This is a genomic window from Yoonia sp. KMU-150, assembly GCF_056858355.1.
In genome coordinates this window covers 491,592-504,711 of the sequence record NZ_JBXEQF010000002.1, presented here as the reverse complement: position 1 = coordinate 504,711, position 13,120 = coordinate 491,592, and the positions used below count along the sequence as shown (strand labels likewise).

At 65.2% G+C, this 13,120-nt stretch carries 11 protein-coding genes; 4 read left to right on the top strand and 7 right to left on the bottom strand.

Going from position 1 to position 13,120, the window contains the following annotated elements:
- Window positions 1–25: 25 nt before the first annotated feature.
- The 6 genes from AC04PH_RS15345 to AC04PH_RS15320 form a co-directional block, all read right to left on the bottom strand.
- A complete protein-coding gene (locus AC04PH_RS15345) occupies window positions 26–1,771 on the bottom strand; it encodes an SPOR domain-containing protein (RefSeq protein WP_483066695.1) in 1,746 nt (581 codons plus the stop codon).
- A gap of 66 nt (window positions 1,772–1,837) precedes the next feature.
- Entirely contained in the window at window positions 1,838–2,473 is a 636-nt protein-coding gene (upp, locus tag AC04PH_RS15340; RefSeq protein ID WP_483066694.1) for a uracil phosphoribosyltransferase, read from the bottom strand.
- Complete coding sequence (locus AC04PH_RS15335; protein ID WP_483066693.1) at window positions 2,470–3,459, bottom strand: adenosine deaminase; 990 nt, start codon at window positions 3,457–3,459, stop codon at window positions 2,470–2,472. Before AC04PH_RS15335 ends, upp begins: the two co-directional genes overlap by 4 nt.
- A complete protein-coding gene (locus AC04PH_RS15330; protein ID WP_483066692.1) occupies window positions 3,456–4,667 on the bottom strand; it encodes a phosphopentomutase in 1,212 nt (403 codons plus the stop codon). Before AC04PH_RS15330 ends, AC04PH_RS15335 begins: the two co-directional genes overlap by 4 nt.
- Window positions 4,667–5,968, bottom strand: a complete 1,302-nt coding sequence (locus tag AC04PH_RS15325) for a thymidine phosphorylase (RefSeq protein ID WP_483066691.1) — start codon at window positions 5,966–5,968, stop codon at window positions 4,667–4,669. The genes AC04PH_RS15330 and AC04PH_RS15325 overlap by 1 nt, the downstream gene beginning before the upstream one ends.
- 5 nt (window positions 5,969–5,973) lie before the next feature.
- Window positions 5,974–6,366, bottom strand: coding sequence for a cytidine deaminase (locus AC04PH_RS15320; protein ID WP_483066926.1), 393 nt, complete (start codon window positions 6,364–6,366; stop codon window positions 5,974–5,976).
- Between the two features lie 131 nt (window positions 6,367–6,497).
- Here AC04PH_RS15320 and AC04PH_RS15315 point away from each other — a divergent pair, with 131 nt between their 5' ends.
- Complete coding sequence (locus tag AC04PH_RS15315) at window positions 6,498–6,710, top strand: DUF3072 domain-containing protein (RefSeq protein ID WP_483066690.1); 213 nt, start codon at window positions 6,498–6,500, stop codon at window positions 6,708–6,710.
- Between the two features lie 76 nt (window positions 6,711–6,786).
- Here AC04PH_RS15315 and AC04PH_RS15310 read toward each other — a convergent pair whose 3' ends face one another.
- The gene (locus AC04PH_RS15310) at window positions 6,787–7,881 is read right to left on the bottom strand and encodes a cupin domain-containing protein (RefSeq protein ID WP_483066689.1); all 1,095 of its coding nucleotides are present in this window, start codon (window positions 7,879–7,881) and stop codon (window positions 6,787–6,789) included.
- A gap of 129 nt (window positions 7,882–8,010) precedes the next feature.
- Between AC04PH_RS15310 and AC04PH_RS15305 the strand changes: the two genes are divergently transcribed.
- The 3 genes from AC04PH_RS15305 (at window position 8,011) to AC04PH_RS15295 (ending at window position 13,084) form a co-directional block, all read left to right on the top strand.
- On the top strand, window positions 8,011–10,290 hold the full coding sequence (locus tag AC04PH_RS15305) for an NADP-dependent malic enzyme (RefSeq protein WP_483066688.1): 2,280 nt from the start codon (window positions 8,011–8,013) through the stop codon (window positions 10,288–10,290).
- Window positions 10,283–11,068 (top strand): hypothetical protein, encoded by a 786-nt coding sequence (locus AC04PH_RS15300; RefSeq protein ID WP_483066687.1) that lies wholly within the window; start codon window positions 10,283–10,285, stop codon window positions 11,066–11,068. The genes AC04PH_RS15305 and AC04PH_RS15300 overlap by 8 nt, the downstream gene beginning before the upstream one ends.
- A 123-nt stretch (window positions 11,069–11,191) precedes the next feature.
- Window positions 11,192–13,084: a propionyl-CoA synthetase gene (locus AC04PH_RS15295; RefSeq protein WP_483066686.1), complete on the top strand. Its 1,893-nt coding sequence runs from the start codon at window positions 11,192–11,194 to the stop codon at window positions 13,082–13,084.
- Window positions 13,085–13,120: the final 36 nt, after the last annotated feature.

Genomic DNA, 13,120 nt, shown 5'->3' with positions numbered 1-13,120 from the left:
GCCTTTTCCCGGGAGAACTGGAAAATCAGCGACGCGTATAGGCGTCGGTAAAGCCCGCGCCGCGGGCCATCTGCAACGCGCGCTGCAGGTCCGTGCCATTGGCGTAGGGGCCGATAGCCACGACCTGCATTCCGCCGCTGCGCCCGGCGGCGACCGGCAGGCCCATGCCCTGCAACCGCTGGATCGTGCGCTGCGCATTGCCCGCGTCGCCGAAACTGCCGACCTGCACGTAGCGGTGCCCGTTGGAGACCGATGACGGCACCACCGCAGGCGCACGCGGCGCAGTCTGGCGGACGACCGTGGTGCCTGCGGGCACGACACGGGCATTCAGGTGATAGACGTTCGGGGTCTGCATCGACGGCAATCCGCGCTGTGTGTTCAGGCGACCGTCACCCCAGACCCGTTCGTATCCCGACGGCGGGCGGATCGGCTCGGCTCGGTACACCTGCGGGTTGGACGCGGGAACAGGCGTTTCGCCAAGCTGGATGCCCAGAAACGACCCCGTGGCAGGGGATGTCGCACGACGTGTGACCTGCGGCGCGGCGGCGGCCACGGTCGTGCCGGTATTGGAGACGATGGAATAGGGTGATTGCGCCTGCGGACCACAACGCACCGGCAGACCGGTGCCGCCCATCAGATAGCGCGCACCGGGGCGATCACAGACCGTCGTGGTCGGTGCCGGGGCCGCCCCGACGGGGGCGGTGATCGTGGGGGCGGCAGGGGCCGGTGCGACGGCTGGGCCGGATGGCACTGCGGGGCCGGGCAGACCGGCAAAGACCTGTGGCCGTGCCGCTGGCTGATCCTGCGGCGCGCAGCGCACCGGCAGGCCGGTCGCGGCGTTGGTCAGCGGGCGGCCCGTGCGGGCGATTTCGGCGCAGGCCTGCGCCAGCGTCAGGCGGCGCGGGCCAGCAGGTTCCACCGCCGGGGCCGGCACACGGACGACGGCAGGCACAGGCACCGCCGCCACAGGGGCCGGGCCGCAGTTGATCGGCTGCCCGGTCTGGGCGCTCACGAAACGGGCCTGGATGCCGAAACGTCCGTCACAAGCCTCGGCCAGGGTGATGCGTTCCTGCACCGGGGCCGGTGCAGGTACGGCGACCGGCACAGGGGCCACGACGGGTGCGGGCGCTGCCGCAGGGGCCGGGCCGCAATTGATCGGCTCTCCGGTCTGCGCGCTGACAAAGCGTGGCTGCACGCCGAACCGTCCGTCGCAGGCCTCGGTCAGTGAAATGCGCTGCTGTGCAGGCTCCGGCGCGGGCGCCGGGGTTGCGATGACGCGCGGGGTCAGCGGCGTCGCGGTGGCTGCGGGCTGGATCAGCCGCGGCTGGGTCGTCAGTGATGCGACCGTCTCGATCGGTGCGCCGACGTTGCCGGTTGGGGCCGGTGCGGGCGCGATGCGTGGCGCGGGGGCCGGTGCCGGTGCCGGCGTCGCCGTCACGACAGGGGCGTCGATGGGGCTCGAATTCTCGATGGTGGCATCGGGCAGACCGGCCAGCGGGTTCGGTGCGGAAGGTGCCGTCGTGGGTGCGACCTGCTGGGCGAACGTGGGTTGGAAATTGCAAAGCTGTTCGCGGTTGCGGGTCACGCGGGGCACCCAGTTCACGGTGCCGCTCAGACCGGCGCGCACGAATGCGCAGCCCCGGCTGTCGACATACTGGTTGCCCGTGAAGGATGCCGGTGGAAACTCGGCCGGCACCGCCTGTGCCTGCGCCATCTGCCCGGCGACCATTAGCGCGGCCACGGCGGCCCCCGCAAAACCCGTCTTTTTCATTGCTGCCCCCACAAGATATTGTGGAAAGATGCAGGACAATGCCTATTTTGTAAAGGGATTATCCCTCTATTTTGTGCCGAACATGCGGTCGCCCGCATCCCCTAGTCCGGGCACGATATAACCGTTTTCATTCAGGTGACTATCGACGGCAGCGGTCACGATAGGCACGTCGGGATGCGCCTCTTTCATCCGCGCGATCCCTTCGGGGGCGGCGAGCAGGCACAGAAAACGAATATTCTTCGCACCCGCTTTCTTCAGCAGATCGATCGCTGCGACGGATGAATTGCCGGTCGCCAACATCGGGTCGACGGCGATGACCAGCCGGTCCTCCATCTCGGTCGGCACCTTGAAGTAGTATTGCACGGGCTTCAGCGTTTCCTCGTCACGGTACAGCCCCACGAAACCGACACGCGCCGACGGGATCAGTTCCAGAATACCGTCGAGCAACCCGTTGCCCGCCCGCAGGATCGACACCAGCGCCAGTTTCTTGCCGTCCAGAACGGGCGCGTCCATCGGCTCCAGCGGGGTGTCGATGCGCTGTGTCGTCATCGGCAGGTTGCGCGTGACTTCATAGGCCAGAAGCTGGCTGATCTCGCGCAGAAGCTGGCGGAACACGGCGGTCGATGTGTCGGTGCGTCGCATCAGCGTCAGCTTGTGCTGCACCAGCGGATGCTGGACGTGGGTCAGATGCGGTTCGGTCATGTGGCAGGTTCCAGTCGTTTGGCAAGTGTGGCGCGGGTGGCGTCGTCGCAGAAGGCGGCCTGCAACGCAGTATATTGAATCTCGGCGAAAATCGCATCATCCCAGCCGAACACCCGCCGTAGGTTTTCGTATTCCTGTGTCATGTCCGTCAGGAAAAAAGGCGGATCATCGGTCGACACGGTCACCTTCACACCGCGCGCGCGGAGTTTTTCGATCGGGTGCGCCTCCCACGACGGGACGGCTTTCAGGAACACGTTTGACCCCGGGCAGACCTCCAGCACGACATCGCGGTCGATGATTTCCGCGATCAGCGCGTCGTCGTGGATCGCGTTGATCCCGTGGCCGATGCGGGTCGCGTGCAGGTCGCGGATGGTGTCGCGCACCATGTCCGGCCCGCCCCATTCGCCCGCGTGGCAGGTGATCCCCAGCCCCGCCTCGCGCGCCATGTCGAAACTGTAGGCGTAATCGCCCGGACGGTTCATCATCTCGGCCCCGCCCATACCGAAGCCCACGATGAAATCGCCTGCGGTTTCCGCCGCGCAGCGGGCGGTCGATTTCGCCTGATCGGGGCCGAAGTGCCGGATGCAGGTCACGATCCCCCTGTGCGTGATGCCCAGCGTGCGTTCCGCCACGTCCGACGCATCGCGGATCGCCGCCAGATAGTCGCGCCAGGCCGCCAGATCGCCGCCACCGCAGAAATCGGGAGAGATGAAGGATTCCACGTAGATGACACCGTGCTTGGCGCATTCCTCCAGCACGGCCAGCGTCAGGCGGCGGAAGTCGTCGGGTGTTTGCAGCGGCGTGCAGGCGGCCTCGTAAACCTTCAGGAATTCGTCGAAATCGCGATAGGAATAGTTGCCCTGCGCATCGAATATCCCACCGATGTCGATCTTCTTTTCGCGCGCCTGCCCGCGGATGAAGACAGGCGGTGCGGCCCCTTCCAGATGCAGGTGCAGCTCGATCTTCGGCGCTGATCTGTCGCTCATAGAAAACTCTTCCCTTGTCCGTCATAGGCCACGCCCAGCCAGTCTGCGACGCTCGCGCCGACGTCGGCGAAGGCCAGCTGCACCAGCGACCTTTCACCGATCCCATGCACCAACACCGGCACCCGTTCGCGGGTATGGTCGGTGCCGTGCCACGTGGGGTCATTGCCATGGTCGGCGGTGACGATCAACAGATCGCCCCCGCGCAGGCGCGGCAGCAGATCGCCCAGCGCCGCATCGAACCATTCCAGATGCCGGGCATAGCCGCTGACATCGCGGCGATGGCCGTATTCGCTGTCGAACTCCACGAAATTGGCGAAGACGAAAGCGCCGTCGGCGGCGCTGTCCACCAGATCGCCCAGATGCACCATCAGGTCCCGGTCGCGTCCCTTGCGCACGTCGTCGATCCCGCGCATCGAGAATATGTCGCCGATCTTGCCGACCGCATGAACCGGATGCCCCGCCCTTTGAACATAGTCGCAGAGCGTCGGCGACGGGGGTGCTATGGCGAAATCGCGGCGGTTGGCGGTGCGGGTGAACCCATTTTCGGCATCTCCGACAAATGGCCGCGCGATCACCCGCCCCACCTTCATCGCGTGCAGCATCGGGGCCACGTCGGCGCAAAGCTGAAGAAGGCGATCCAGCCCGAACACATCCTCATGCGCCGCAATCTGCAGGACGCTGTCGACGGATGTATAGCAGATCGGCCAGCCGGTCTTCACGTGCCGCGCGCCCTCGGCTTCGATCACCTCCGTGCCCGACGCGTGGCGATTGGCCAGCGTGCCGCCCGTCCCCGCCGCCTCGCAGATGGCGACGATCACGTCGTCGGGAAACGCCGGTTCGGTCTTGGGAAAGCTGTGCCAGTCCCAGGGCACCGGCACACCCGCCAGTTCCCAATGGCCCGACGGCGTGTCCTTGCCGCGCGAGATTTCATTGGCCGCACCCCATGCGCCCGTGACCGCAACAGCCTCGCCCGGCAGCGTCATGCCGGACGCCAACGCAAGTGCCTGCCCCGCGCCCAGCGCGCGCAGGTTGGGAATCTCCAGCGGCCCGCTGCGGCCATCCTCTGCTCGACCCTCCGCACAGGCCCGCGCGATATGACCCAGCGTGTTGGACCCGGTATCGGGCACGTCACCATTGAAGAACTCATCTGCATCGGTCGCACCGCCGATACCGACGCTGTCCATCACGACCAGAAACGCCCGGGGCATCAGCGGACCTCCTCTATCACCAGCGGGCCGACGTCTGGATTGTCGCCGATGATCATGGCCGATTGCACGGCCGCCGCGGCGCGTTCGGCCTCGTCCTCGGTGCGCGCATGCACGACGCATAGCGGTTGACCGCGCGACACCCGTGCGCCCAGCCCGGCCACCTCTGTCACTCCTACCGCGTAATCCAGCCGGTCCGTTTCCACCTTGCGGCCGCCGCCCAGACCGACGACCGCCATGCCCAGCGCCTCGCCGTCGATATGGGTGACATAGCCGTCCTGCGGTGCCGTCACATCACCCACCACAGCGGCCTTGGGCAGATGCGTGCGCCAGTCCTCGGCCATATCGGGCGGCCCGCCGAGGGCTTCGATCATGCCCGCAAAATGCGTCAGCGCGCGCCCCGACGCGATGGCCTCTGCCACCCGCTCCGCCGTCTCGCCGGGGTCGTCGCCGTGCAGCGCCAGCACCTGCGCGCCCAGCGCCACGGTCAGGTCATGCAGACGCGGTGCCACATGCCGGTTGCCCGACAGCACCTCCATGCAGATCGCGACCTCCACCGCATTGCCAAGCGCCGGAGCCAGCGGCGTGTTCATATCGGTGATCAGGGCCGCTGTCGGGCAGCCCGCTCCGTTCGCCGTATCTACCAGTGACCGCGCCAGCGCGCGTGCATCTTCAGCGGTTTTCATGAACGCGCCGGTGCCCAGCTTGACGTCAAGGATCAGCCCGTCCAGCCCCGCTGCCAGCTTCTTGGACAGGATCGAGGCGGTGATCAGGTCGACGCTGTCCACCGTTGCCGTCACGTCGCGCACCGCGTAAAGCACCCTGTCGGCAGGAGCGATCCGCCCTGTGGCACCCACGATGGCGCAGCCGTTATCGCGCAAGATCCGGCGCAGCTGCGCCTCCGTCACGTCGGTCGAGACACCCGGTATCGCCTCCAGCTTGTCCAGCGTGCCGCCGGTGTGGCCCAGCCCGCGGCCCGAGATCATCGGCACGTAAACACCGCAGGCAGCCAGCGCGGGGGCCAGAATCAGCGACACGCAGTCGCCGACCCCGCCGGTGGAATGTTTGTCCAGCACCGGCCCGTCCAGATCCCAATTCAGCACGTCGCCGCTGTCGCGCATGCCGGTGGTCAGCGCCACGCGCCCCGCATCGCCCAGCCCGTTCAGGCAGACCGCCATGGCGAAGGCCCCGGCCTGCGCGTCGCTGACAGCGCCCGTCGCCAGCCCGGCGGTGAACCACTGCAATTCATCGCTGTCGGGTGTGTCGCCACGGCGGACCTTGGCAATGATGGCGCGGGCATCCATCGCGGTCAGACCTTGCTCATGTAGTCGGCGTCGAAGCTGCCGGGCAGCAGGGCGGCCACAGTCGTTTTCCGGGTGACCCCGTCCGTCGTGGCCATCGTCACCACCACATCGCCGTCGGCAAACTCCGCGATCTTCTGGCGGCAGCCGCCGCAGGGGCTGACCGGTTGCGGGCTGTCGGCGATCACCGCGATGGCCGCAATCCGCTTGTCACCCGCCGCCACCATCGCGGCGATCGCGCCAGCCTCCGCACAGGTGCCTTCCGGGTATGCCACGTTTTCCACGTTGCAGCCCACATGCACCGCACCGCTGTCCGATTGCAGCGCCGCACCGACCTTGAACCGGGAATAGGGCGCATGAGCATTTTCGCGCACGGCGCGGGCGGCGTCGATCAGGTGCATGGTCTCTGGCTCCGTCATAAAGCGGCAGGGTCCGTGATCGCGCCCGTGGATGCAAGACCCGACGTGGGGAACAAAAGCGGCTGGTGCAGCGTTTTATCCCTGAACGCGGATTTTGACGGAGGATCACCACCATGACCAATCCAGCAGGCAGCAGCTATAGCGTGGCCGACATGGCCATCACCCCGGGCGAGCCGGACGCATCGATGACCGGCGATCAGGCCGATCTGCTTCGCGCACTGTGCGAGGAGGCAGGCGAACCGTTCAACGAGGGCCTGACCCAGATCGAAGCGCATGAGCGTATCAAGGAGTTGCGGGACCACCTCAACACCGACCAGAATCTCTGACCGATCACGCTTCGGCGTATGTCCTTAACAGTTTGTTAATAAAAAGAAACCTTCCCCGCGGGGAAGGTTCTTGTCGTCACTCGGCTCGCATCGTCGCAAACAGACCGGGCAGCGATACTTCCAGCAATTCCAGCCCGTCACTCGGTTCAGCGTAGCGCGTCGCCATCCCCGGCGGGATGACGAAGGCATCGCCCGGCTGCAGGTCATGCGGCTCTCGCCCCTCGCCCTCCAGCGTCATGGTGCCGGACATTACGAAAGTGAAATGTATGTCCGCGTCATGCGTCGTCCAGACAGGCTCACCTTCCCCGCGGCGCAGGACCTGAACACCCGCGACCGCCTTTGTATTGGCCGCGATGGTTGTATCGCGCGCGGTGAATCCCTTCAGCCGCGACGGTCCCCATTTCGCACCCTTGGCCACGTTGTGCACGAACCGCTGGCCCTGCCACTCGCGCTTGCGATTGATGCGCAGGTTGGGCAACGTCATCTCGTGGTCGATCTCGGTCACATGCTCGGCAGGCACGCCGATCTCGATCACCTCGATCCCGTCGGAGGCGGCAAGCACGCGGTGGCGGATTTCCGGTGGCTGGATGAAACAATCCCCGGCGGTCAGACGGATCGGCTCGCCCTGATCTTCGTAAACCACATCGACCCAGCCCTTGTAGCAAAAGATCAGCTGGAACCCGACCTTGTGGTAATGCACCACATCCGGCACCGGGCCACCGTCGGGGATACGGATGTGGCTGGCGATGATCGACCCGCCCAGCCGATCCGGGATCAGGTCCCGGTAGTGCATACCGGCGCGCCCGATCACCCATGGTGCCTTGTCCGCCAGCCGTCGTACGACGAAAGCGTGTTTCGTCTCCGGCATCACCAGATCGGGGTTCAGCCGCGCGATTTCGACGATGGTGCCGCCGGGCGAAGTCAGCCCGCGGGCGCCGCCCGCGAAATCGGTATCGTCCGTCAGGATCCGCACCACGCCCGCGGCGGAAATCATCGTCTGATCCAGCCGGACGGTGATCCCGTGCCCGGAAAACACGGCGACCTTGGGGGCGTCGGCGGGAAAGATCGAATCCATCCGCATGCCGAGCATCTTGGCGAAAAAGCCGAGATCGCCGCGCAGATCGGTGGTGGGCAGGCGCACTTCGGCGCGCAAATCGGTATCATCAGTCATCGTGCGCGCAGCCTGTCGCGGGCGCGTGGAATTTGCAAGATAATCCGAAGTGTGCTTATTCATGAAGGCGTCTTACGCCCGGACGCGCAGATAGTTTAATATTAAACTATATCCACTGGAGCAACGAGCATGGCCGACACCCCGACTGAAAGCGCGCGCCAGGCGGCGCTGGATTATCACCGTCTTCCCAAGCCCGGAAAGCTCGAAATCCGCGCGACGAAACCCCTTGCGACGGGTCGCGATCTGGCGCGGGCATACTCCCCCGGCGTGGCCGAAGCCTGCCTTGAAATCAAGGCCGACCCCGATACAGCGCGCGACTACACCACCCGCGGCAATCTCGTCGGCGTGGTCAGCAACGGCACCGCCGTGCTGGGGCTGGGCAACATCGGCGGGCTGGCGTCCAAGCCGGTGATGGAGGGCAAGGCCGTCCTGTTCAAGAAATTCGCCAACATCGACTGCTTCGATATCGAGTTAAACGAACCCGACCCCCACAAACTCGCCGATATCGTTTGCGCGCTGGAACCGACCTTCGGCGCCATCAACCTCGAAGACATCAAGGCCCCAGACTGTTTCATCGTCGAAAAGCTGTGCCGCGAGCGGATGAACATCCCCGTCTTCCACGACGACCAGCACGGCACCGCCATCGTCGTGGGCGCCGCCGCGTTGAACGCGCTGCGCATCGCAGGAAAGAAATTCGAGGACATCAAGATCGTCAGCACCGGTGGCGGGGCCGCCGGTATCGCCTGCCTGAACATGCTGGTGAAACTTGGCGTGAAGCGCGAGAATGTCTGGCTCTGCGATATCGAGGGGCTGGTCTATCACGGGCGCGAAAAGGATATGTCGCCGCAAAAGGCGGCCTTTGCCCAAGGCGACTTGCCGCTTGCCCTGGGTGACGTGATCGACGGCGCGGACCTGTTCCTCGGCCTGTCCGGCCCCGGCGTGCTGAAGCCCGAGATGGTGGCGAAAATGGCCACCGACCCGATCATCTTTGCGCTGGCCAACCCCAACCCGGAAATCGACCCCGACGCCGCACGCGCCGTGGCCCCGGGTGCGATCATCGCCACGGGACGCAGCGATTTTCCCAATCAGGTCAACAACGTGCTGTGCTTTCCCTTCATCTTTCGCGGCGCGCTGGATGTGGGTGCCACAGACATCAACGACGAGATGAAGATCGCCTGCGTCGAAGGCATCGCCGAACTGGCCCGCAAGACCACCTCTGCCGAGGCGGCGGCGGCCTATTCCGGCGAAACCCTGACGTTCGGGCGCGACTACCTGATCCCCAAGCCATTCGACCCGCGCCTGATGGGCGTCGTCGCCAGCGCCGTCGCCAAGGCCGCGATGGACACCGGAGTTGCGCTGCGCCCGGTCGACGACCTGCAGGCCTACAAGCAAAAGCTCGACGGCTCTGTTTTCAAATCCGCCTTGATCATGCGGCCCGTGTTCGACGCTGCCCGCACCGCAAAACGCAGCATCGTCTTTGCCGAGGGCGAGGACGAGCGGGTGCTGCGCGCCAGCCAGGCCATTCTGGAGGACACGACCGACAGCCCGATCCTGATCGGCCGTCCCGACGTGATCGCTGCCCGTGCCGAACGCGCGGGGCTGACCGTGAAGCCGGGTGTCGATTTCCAGATCGTGAACCCCGAAAACGATCCGCGCTACCGCGATTACTGGGGCACATATCACGACATCATGGCGCGCCGGGGCGTGACCCCCGATCTGGCCAAGGCCGTGATGCGCACCAATACAACAGCCATCGGCGCGGTCATGGTGCAGCGCGGCGAGGCCGACAGTATGATCTGCGGCACCTTCGGGCAGTTCCTGTGGCACCTGAATTACGTCACGCAAATCCTTGGCACCGACAAGCTGCACCCCGTCGCCGCCCTGTCGATGCTGATCCTCGAAGACGGGCCGCTTTTCGTGGCCGACACGCAGGTGCACGCGATCCCCACGCCGCAGCAGGTGGCCGAAACCGTGATCGGCGCGGCACGGCACATACGCCGCTTTGGCCTGACGCCGAAGATCGCGCTTTGTTCACACAGCCAGTTCGGCAATCTGGACAACGACAGTGGCCGCAGGATGCGGGCCGCGCTTGAAATCCTCGATTCCGCGCCGCGCGATTTCTGCTACGAGGGCGAAATGCCCGTCGATACCGCGCTGGACGCGGACCTGCGCGACCGGATTTACCCCGGCTCCAAGCTGGAAGGGGCGGCGAACGTCCTGGTCTTCGCCAATACCGATGCCGCGTCGGGCGTGCGAAACATCCTGAAAACGAAGGCCGGCGCGCTGGAAGTCGGGCCGATCCTTATGGGCATGGGGAATCAGGCGCATATCGTGACGCCCTCGATCACGTCGCGCGGGTTGCTGAATATGTCCGCGCTGGCGGGCACACCCGTCGCGCACTATGGGTAAGGCCGCGACGCCGGTTTTTCTGTGCTTCAAATGGGGTGTCGGCTATCCCTGCCACTACACCAACATCCTGTTCCGCGCGCTGAGCGATCTGATGCAGTCACCGTTCCGGTTCATCTGCCTGACCGATGACGCCGAGGGCCTCGACCACGGGATCGAAACGCAGCCGCTGCCGGATTTCGCGATGGACAGGCCAGATTGGCAAAAGGGGATGTGGCCGAAACTTTGCGCCTTTGCGCCGGGCATCGTGGCGGACGGTACGCCGGTGATCATGCTGGATGTCGATGTCGTGGTGCTGCGCGATCTGACACCGTTGTTCGACCATCTGCGCAAGACCGGTGGTGTGCTGACCATGCAGGAAATCCCTGACACGCTGCCACGCCTGTTCCCGGCGCTGTTCGGCAGGCCGCTGGGGTCGAATTCGTCGATCGTGGGCTTTATCGCGGGGGAGCAGACCCAAATCTATCACGGTGCGGCTGACAAGAGTTTTGCGGAATTGGCCCCCTTTCGCAACGATCAGACCTATATCCACGAACACGCCAAGGACCGGCGGCACTGGCCTGCAGGCTGGATGCTCAGCTTCAAGAAAAGCCTCGCCTATCATTTTCCGGTCAATCTGGTGCGTCCGATCCGCAAGCCGGACGGATACGTGGTGATCTTTCACGGCGTGCCGAACCCCGAAGACATGGCGCAGAGGCCGTTCAGACGATGGGGGTCGAGGGAAAAGTTCGGCTATTTCCCGGTGCGCTGGATCAAGGACTACTGGGTGCGATACGGGTAGCCGCGGCCACCCGTGCATCTGTCAAGAACTTCACAAGCCGGGGCGGCGCGACGGCACAGCCTCTTGCGGCAGATCGGCGGCGTGCCTAACACTTTGCCGCACATCCGGGGAGGAGTGACACCAATGGGCTACAAAGACATCTACGCCGCCGCACAGGCCGATCCGGAGAAATTCTGGATGGAGCAGGCCAAAGCCATCGACTGGGTCACCCCGCCCACCCGCGCGCTGGACGACGGCAACGCCCCGCTTTATCGCTGGTTCGCCGATGCACAGGTGAACACCTGCCACAACGCCGTCGACCGCCATGTCGAGGCCGGGCGCGGCGATCAGGTGGCGATCATCTACGACAGTCCGATCACCGGCAAATCGTCGAAGACGACCTTTGCCGAATTGCAGACACAGGTCGCGTCTCTGGCCGGTGCGCTGCGCGACAAGGGCATCGCCGAGGGCGACCGGGTCGTCATCTACATGCCGATGGTGCCCGAGGCGCTGGTGGCGATGCTGGCCTGCGCGCGCCTGGGGGCCGTGCATTCGGTCGTCTTTGGCGGTTTTGCGGCGAGCGAGCTTGCCGTGCGGATCGACGATGCCACGCCCAAGGCGATCATCGCCGCCTCTTGCGGGGTGGAGCCGGGGCGCACCGTCGCCTATAAGCCGCTGCTGGACGGCGCGATTGCACAAGCGAAGCACAAGGTCGATTTCACCGTGATCCTGCAGCGCGAGGAAGGACCATGTGATTTGACCGAGGGCCGCGACCACGACTGGCATGACGTTCAGGCCGGCGTGGAGCCGGCGGAGTGCGTACCGGTCGCGGGCGATCATCCGGCCTATATCCTTTATACCAGCGGCACCACCGGCGCGCCCAAGGGTGTGGTGCGCCCGACCGCCGGTCATCTGGTGGCGCTGCACTGGACGATGAAGAACATCTATAACGTCGACCCCGGCGATGTGTTCTGGGCGGCCTCCGACGTGGGCTGGGTCGTGGGACATTCCTACATCTGCTATGCGCCGCTGATCCACGGCAACACGACTGTGGTGTTCGAGGGCAAACCCATCGGCACACCGGATGCGGGCACGTTCTGGCGCGTGATATCCGAGCATAACGTGCGCAGCTTCTTTACCGCACCGACAGCATTCCGCGCGATCAAGCGCGAGGACCCCAAGGGCGAGATGATCAGGGATTACGACATTTCATGCCTGCGCGCGCTTTATCTGGCCGGTGAACGGGCCGACCCCGACACGATCGAATGGGCGCAGAAGGTGATGGGCGTACCGGTCTATGACCACTGGTGGCAGACCGAAACCGGCTACACCATCGTCGGCAATCCGGCGGGGCTGGAGGCGCTTCCGGTCAAGATCGGATCACCCACGGTGCCGATGCCGGGTTATGACGTGCAGATACTGGACGATGCGGGGCAACAGATGCCGCCGGGCGAACTGGGTGCCATCGCGATCAAACTGCCCCTGCCCCCCGGCACCCTGCCGACGCTCTGGAACGCGGAAGAGCGTTTCGTGAAAAGCTATCTCACCACCTTTCCCGGCTACTACGAGACCGGCGATGCCGGCATGATCGACGAGGACGGATACCTTTACATCATGGCGCGCACCGACGACGTGATCAACGTGGCGGGGCACCGGTTGTCGACCGGTGCGATGGAAGAGATTTTGGCCGGTCATCCCGACGTCGGCGAATGCGCGGTGATCGGCGTCAGCGACGATCTGAAAGGGCAACTGCCGATGGGGTTCGTCTGCCTCAATAAAGGATGCGAAGCGACGCCGGAGCAGATCGCCGCGGATTGCATCAAGCGGGTGCGCGACACCATCGGCCCGGTTGCGGCGTTCAAGCTGGTCGCCGTGGTCGACCGGCTACCAAAGACCCGGTCGGGCAAGATATTGCGGGCGACGATGGTAAAGATCGCGGACGGCGCGGACTTCAAGATGCCCGCGACCATCGACGACCCGGCCATTCTGGATGAGATCAAGGGGGCGCTGCAGCCGCTGGGTTATGCGCAGAGTTAGGCCGTGGATCGGCCCGCCATTCCAGGCGGGCCAAAG

Excerpts from the sequence above, each read along its gene's own strand:
- AC04PH_RS15335 (WP_483066693.1), bottom strand. The coding sequence starts at position 3,459 with ATGAGCGACAGATCAGCGCCGAAGATCGAGCTGCACCTGCATCTGGAA.
- AC04PH_RS15305 (WP_483066688.1), top strand. The coding sequence starts at position 8,011 with ATGGCCGACACCCCGACTGAAAGCGCGCGCCAGGCGGCGCTGGATTAT.
- AC04PH_RS15310 (WP_483066689.1), bottom strand. The coding sequence starts at position 7,881 with ATGACTGATGATACCGATTTGCGCGCCGAAGTGCGCCTGCCCACCACC.
- AC04PH_RS15325 (WP_483066691.1), bottom strand. The coding sequence starts at position 5,968 with ATGGATGCCCGCGCCATCATTGCCAAGGTCCGCCGTGGCGACACACCC.
- AC04PH_RS15300 (WP_483066687.1), top strand. The coding sequence starts at position 10,283 with ATGGGTAAGGCCGCGACGCCGGTTTTTCTGTGCTTCAAATGGGGTGTC.
- AC04PH_RS15330 (WP_483066692.1), bottom strand. The coding sequence starts at position 4,667 with ATGCCCCGGGCGTTTCTGGTCGTGATGGACAGCGTCGGTATCGGCGGT.
- AC04PH_RS15320 (WP_483066926.1), bottom strand. The coding sequence starts at position 6,366 with ATGCACCTGATCGACGCCGCCCGCGCCGTGCGCGAAAATGCTCATGCG.
- AC04PH_RS15315 (WP_483066690.1), top strand. The coding sequence starts at position 6,498 with ATGACCAATCCAGCAGGCAGCAGCTATAGCGTGGCCGACATGGCCATC.
- AC04PH_RS15345 (WP_483066695.1), bottom strand. The coding sequence starts at position 1,771 with ATGAAAAAGACGGGTTTTGCGGGGGCCGCCGTGGCCGCGCTAATGGTC.
- AC04PH_RS15295 (WP_483066686.1), top strand. The coding sequence starts at position 11,192 with ATGGGCTACAAAGACATCTACGCCGCCGCACAGGCCGATCCGGAGAAA.
- upp (WP_483066694.1), bottom strand. The coding sequence starts at position 2,473 with ATGACCGAACCGCATCTGACCCACGTCCAGCATCCGCTGGTGCAGCAC.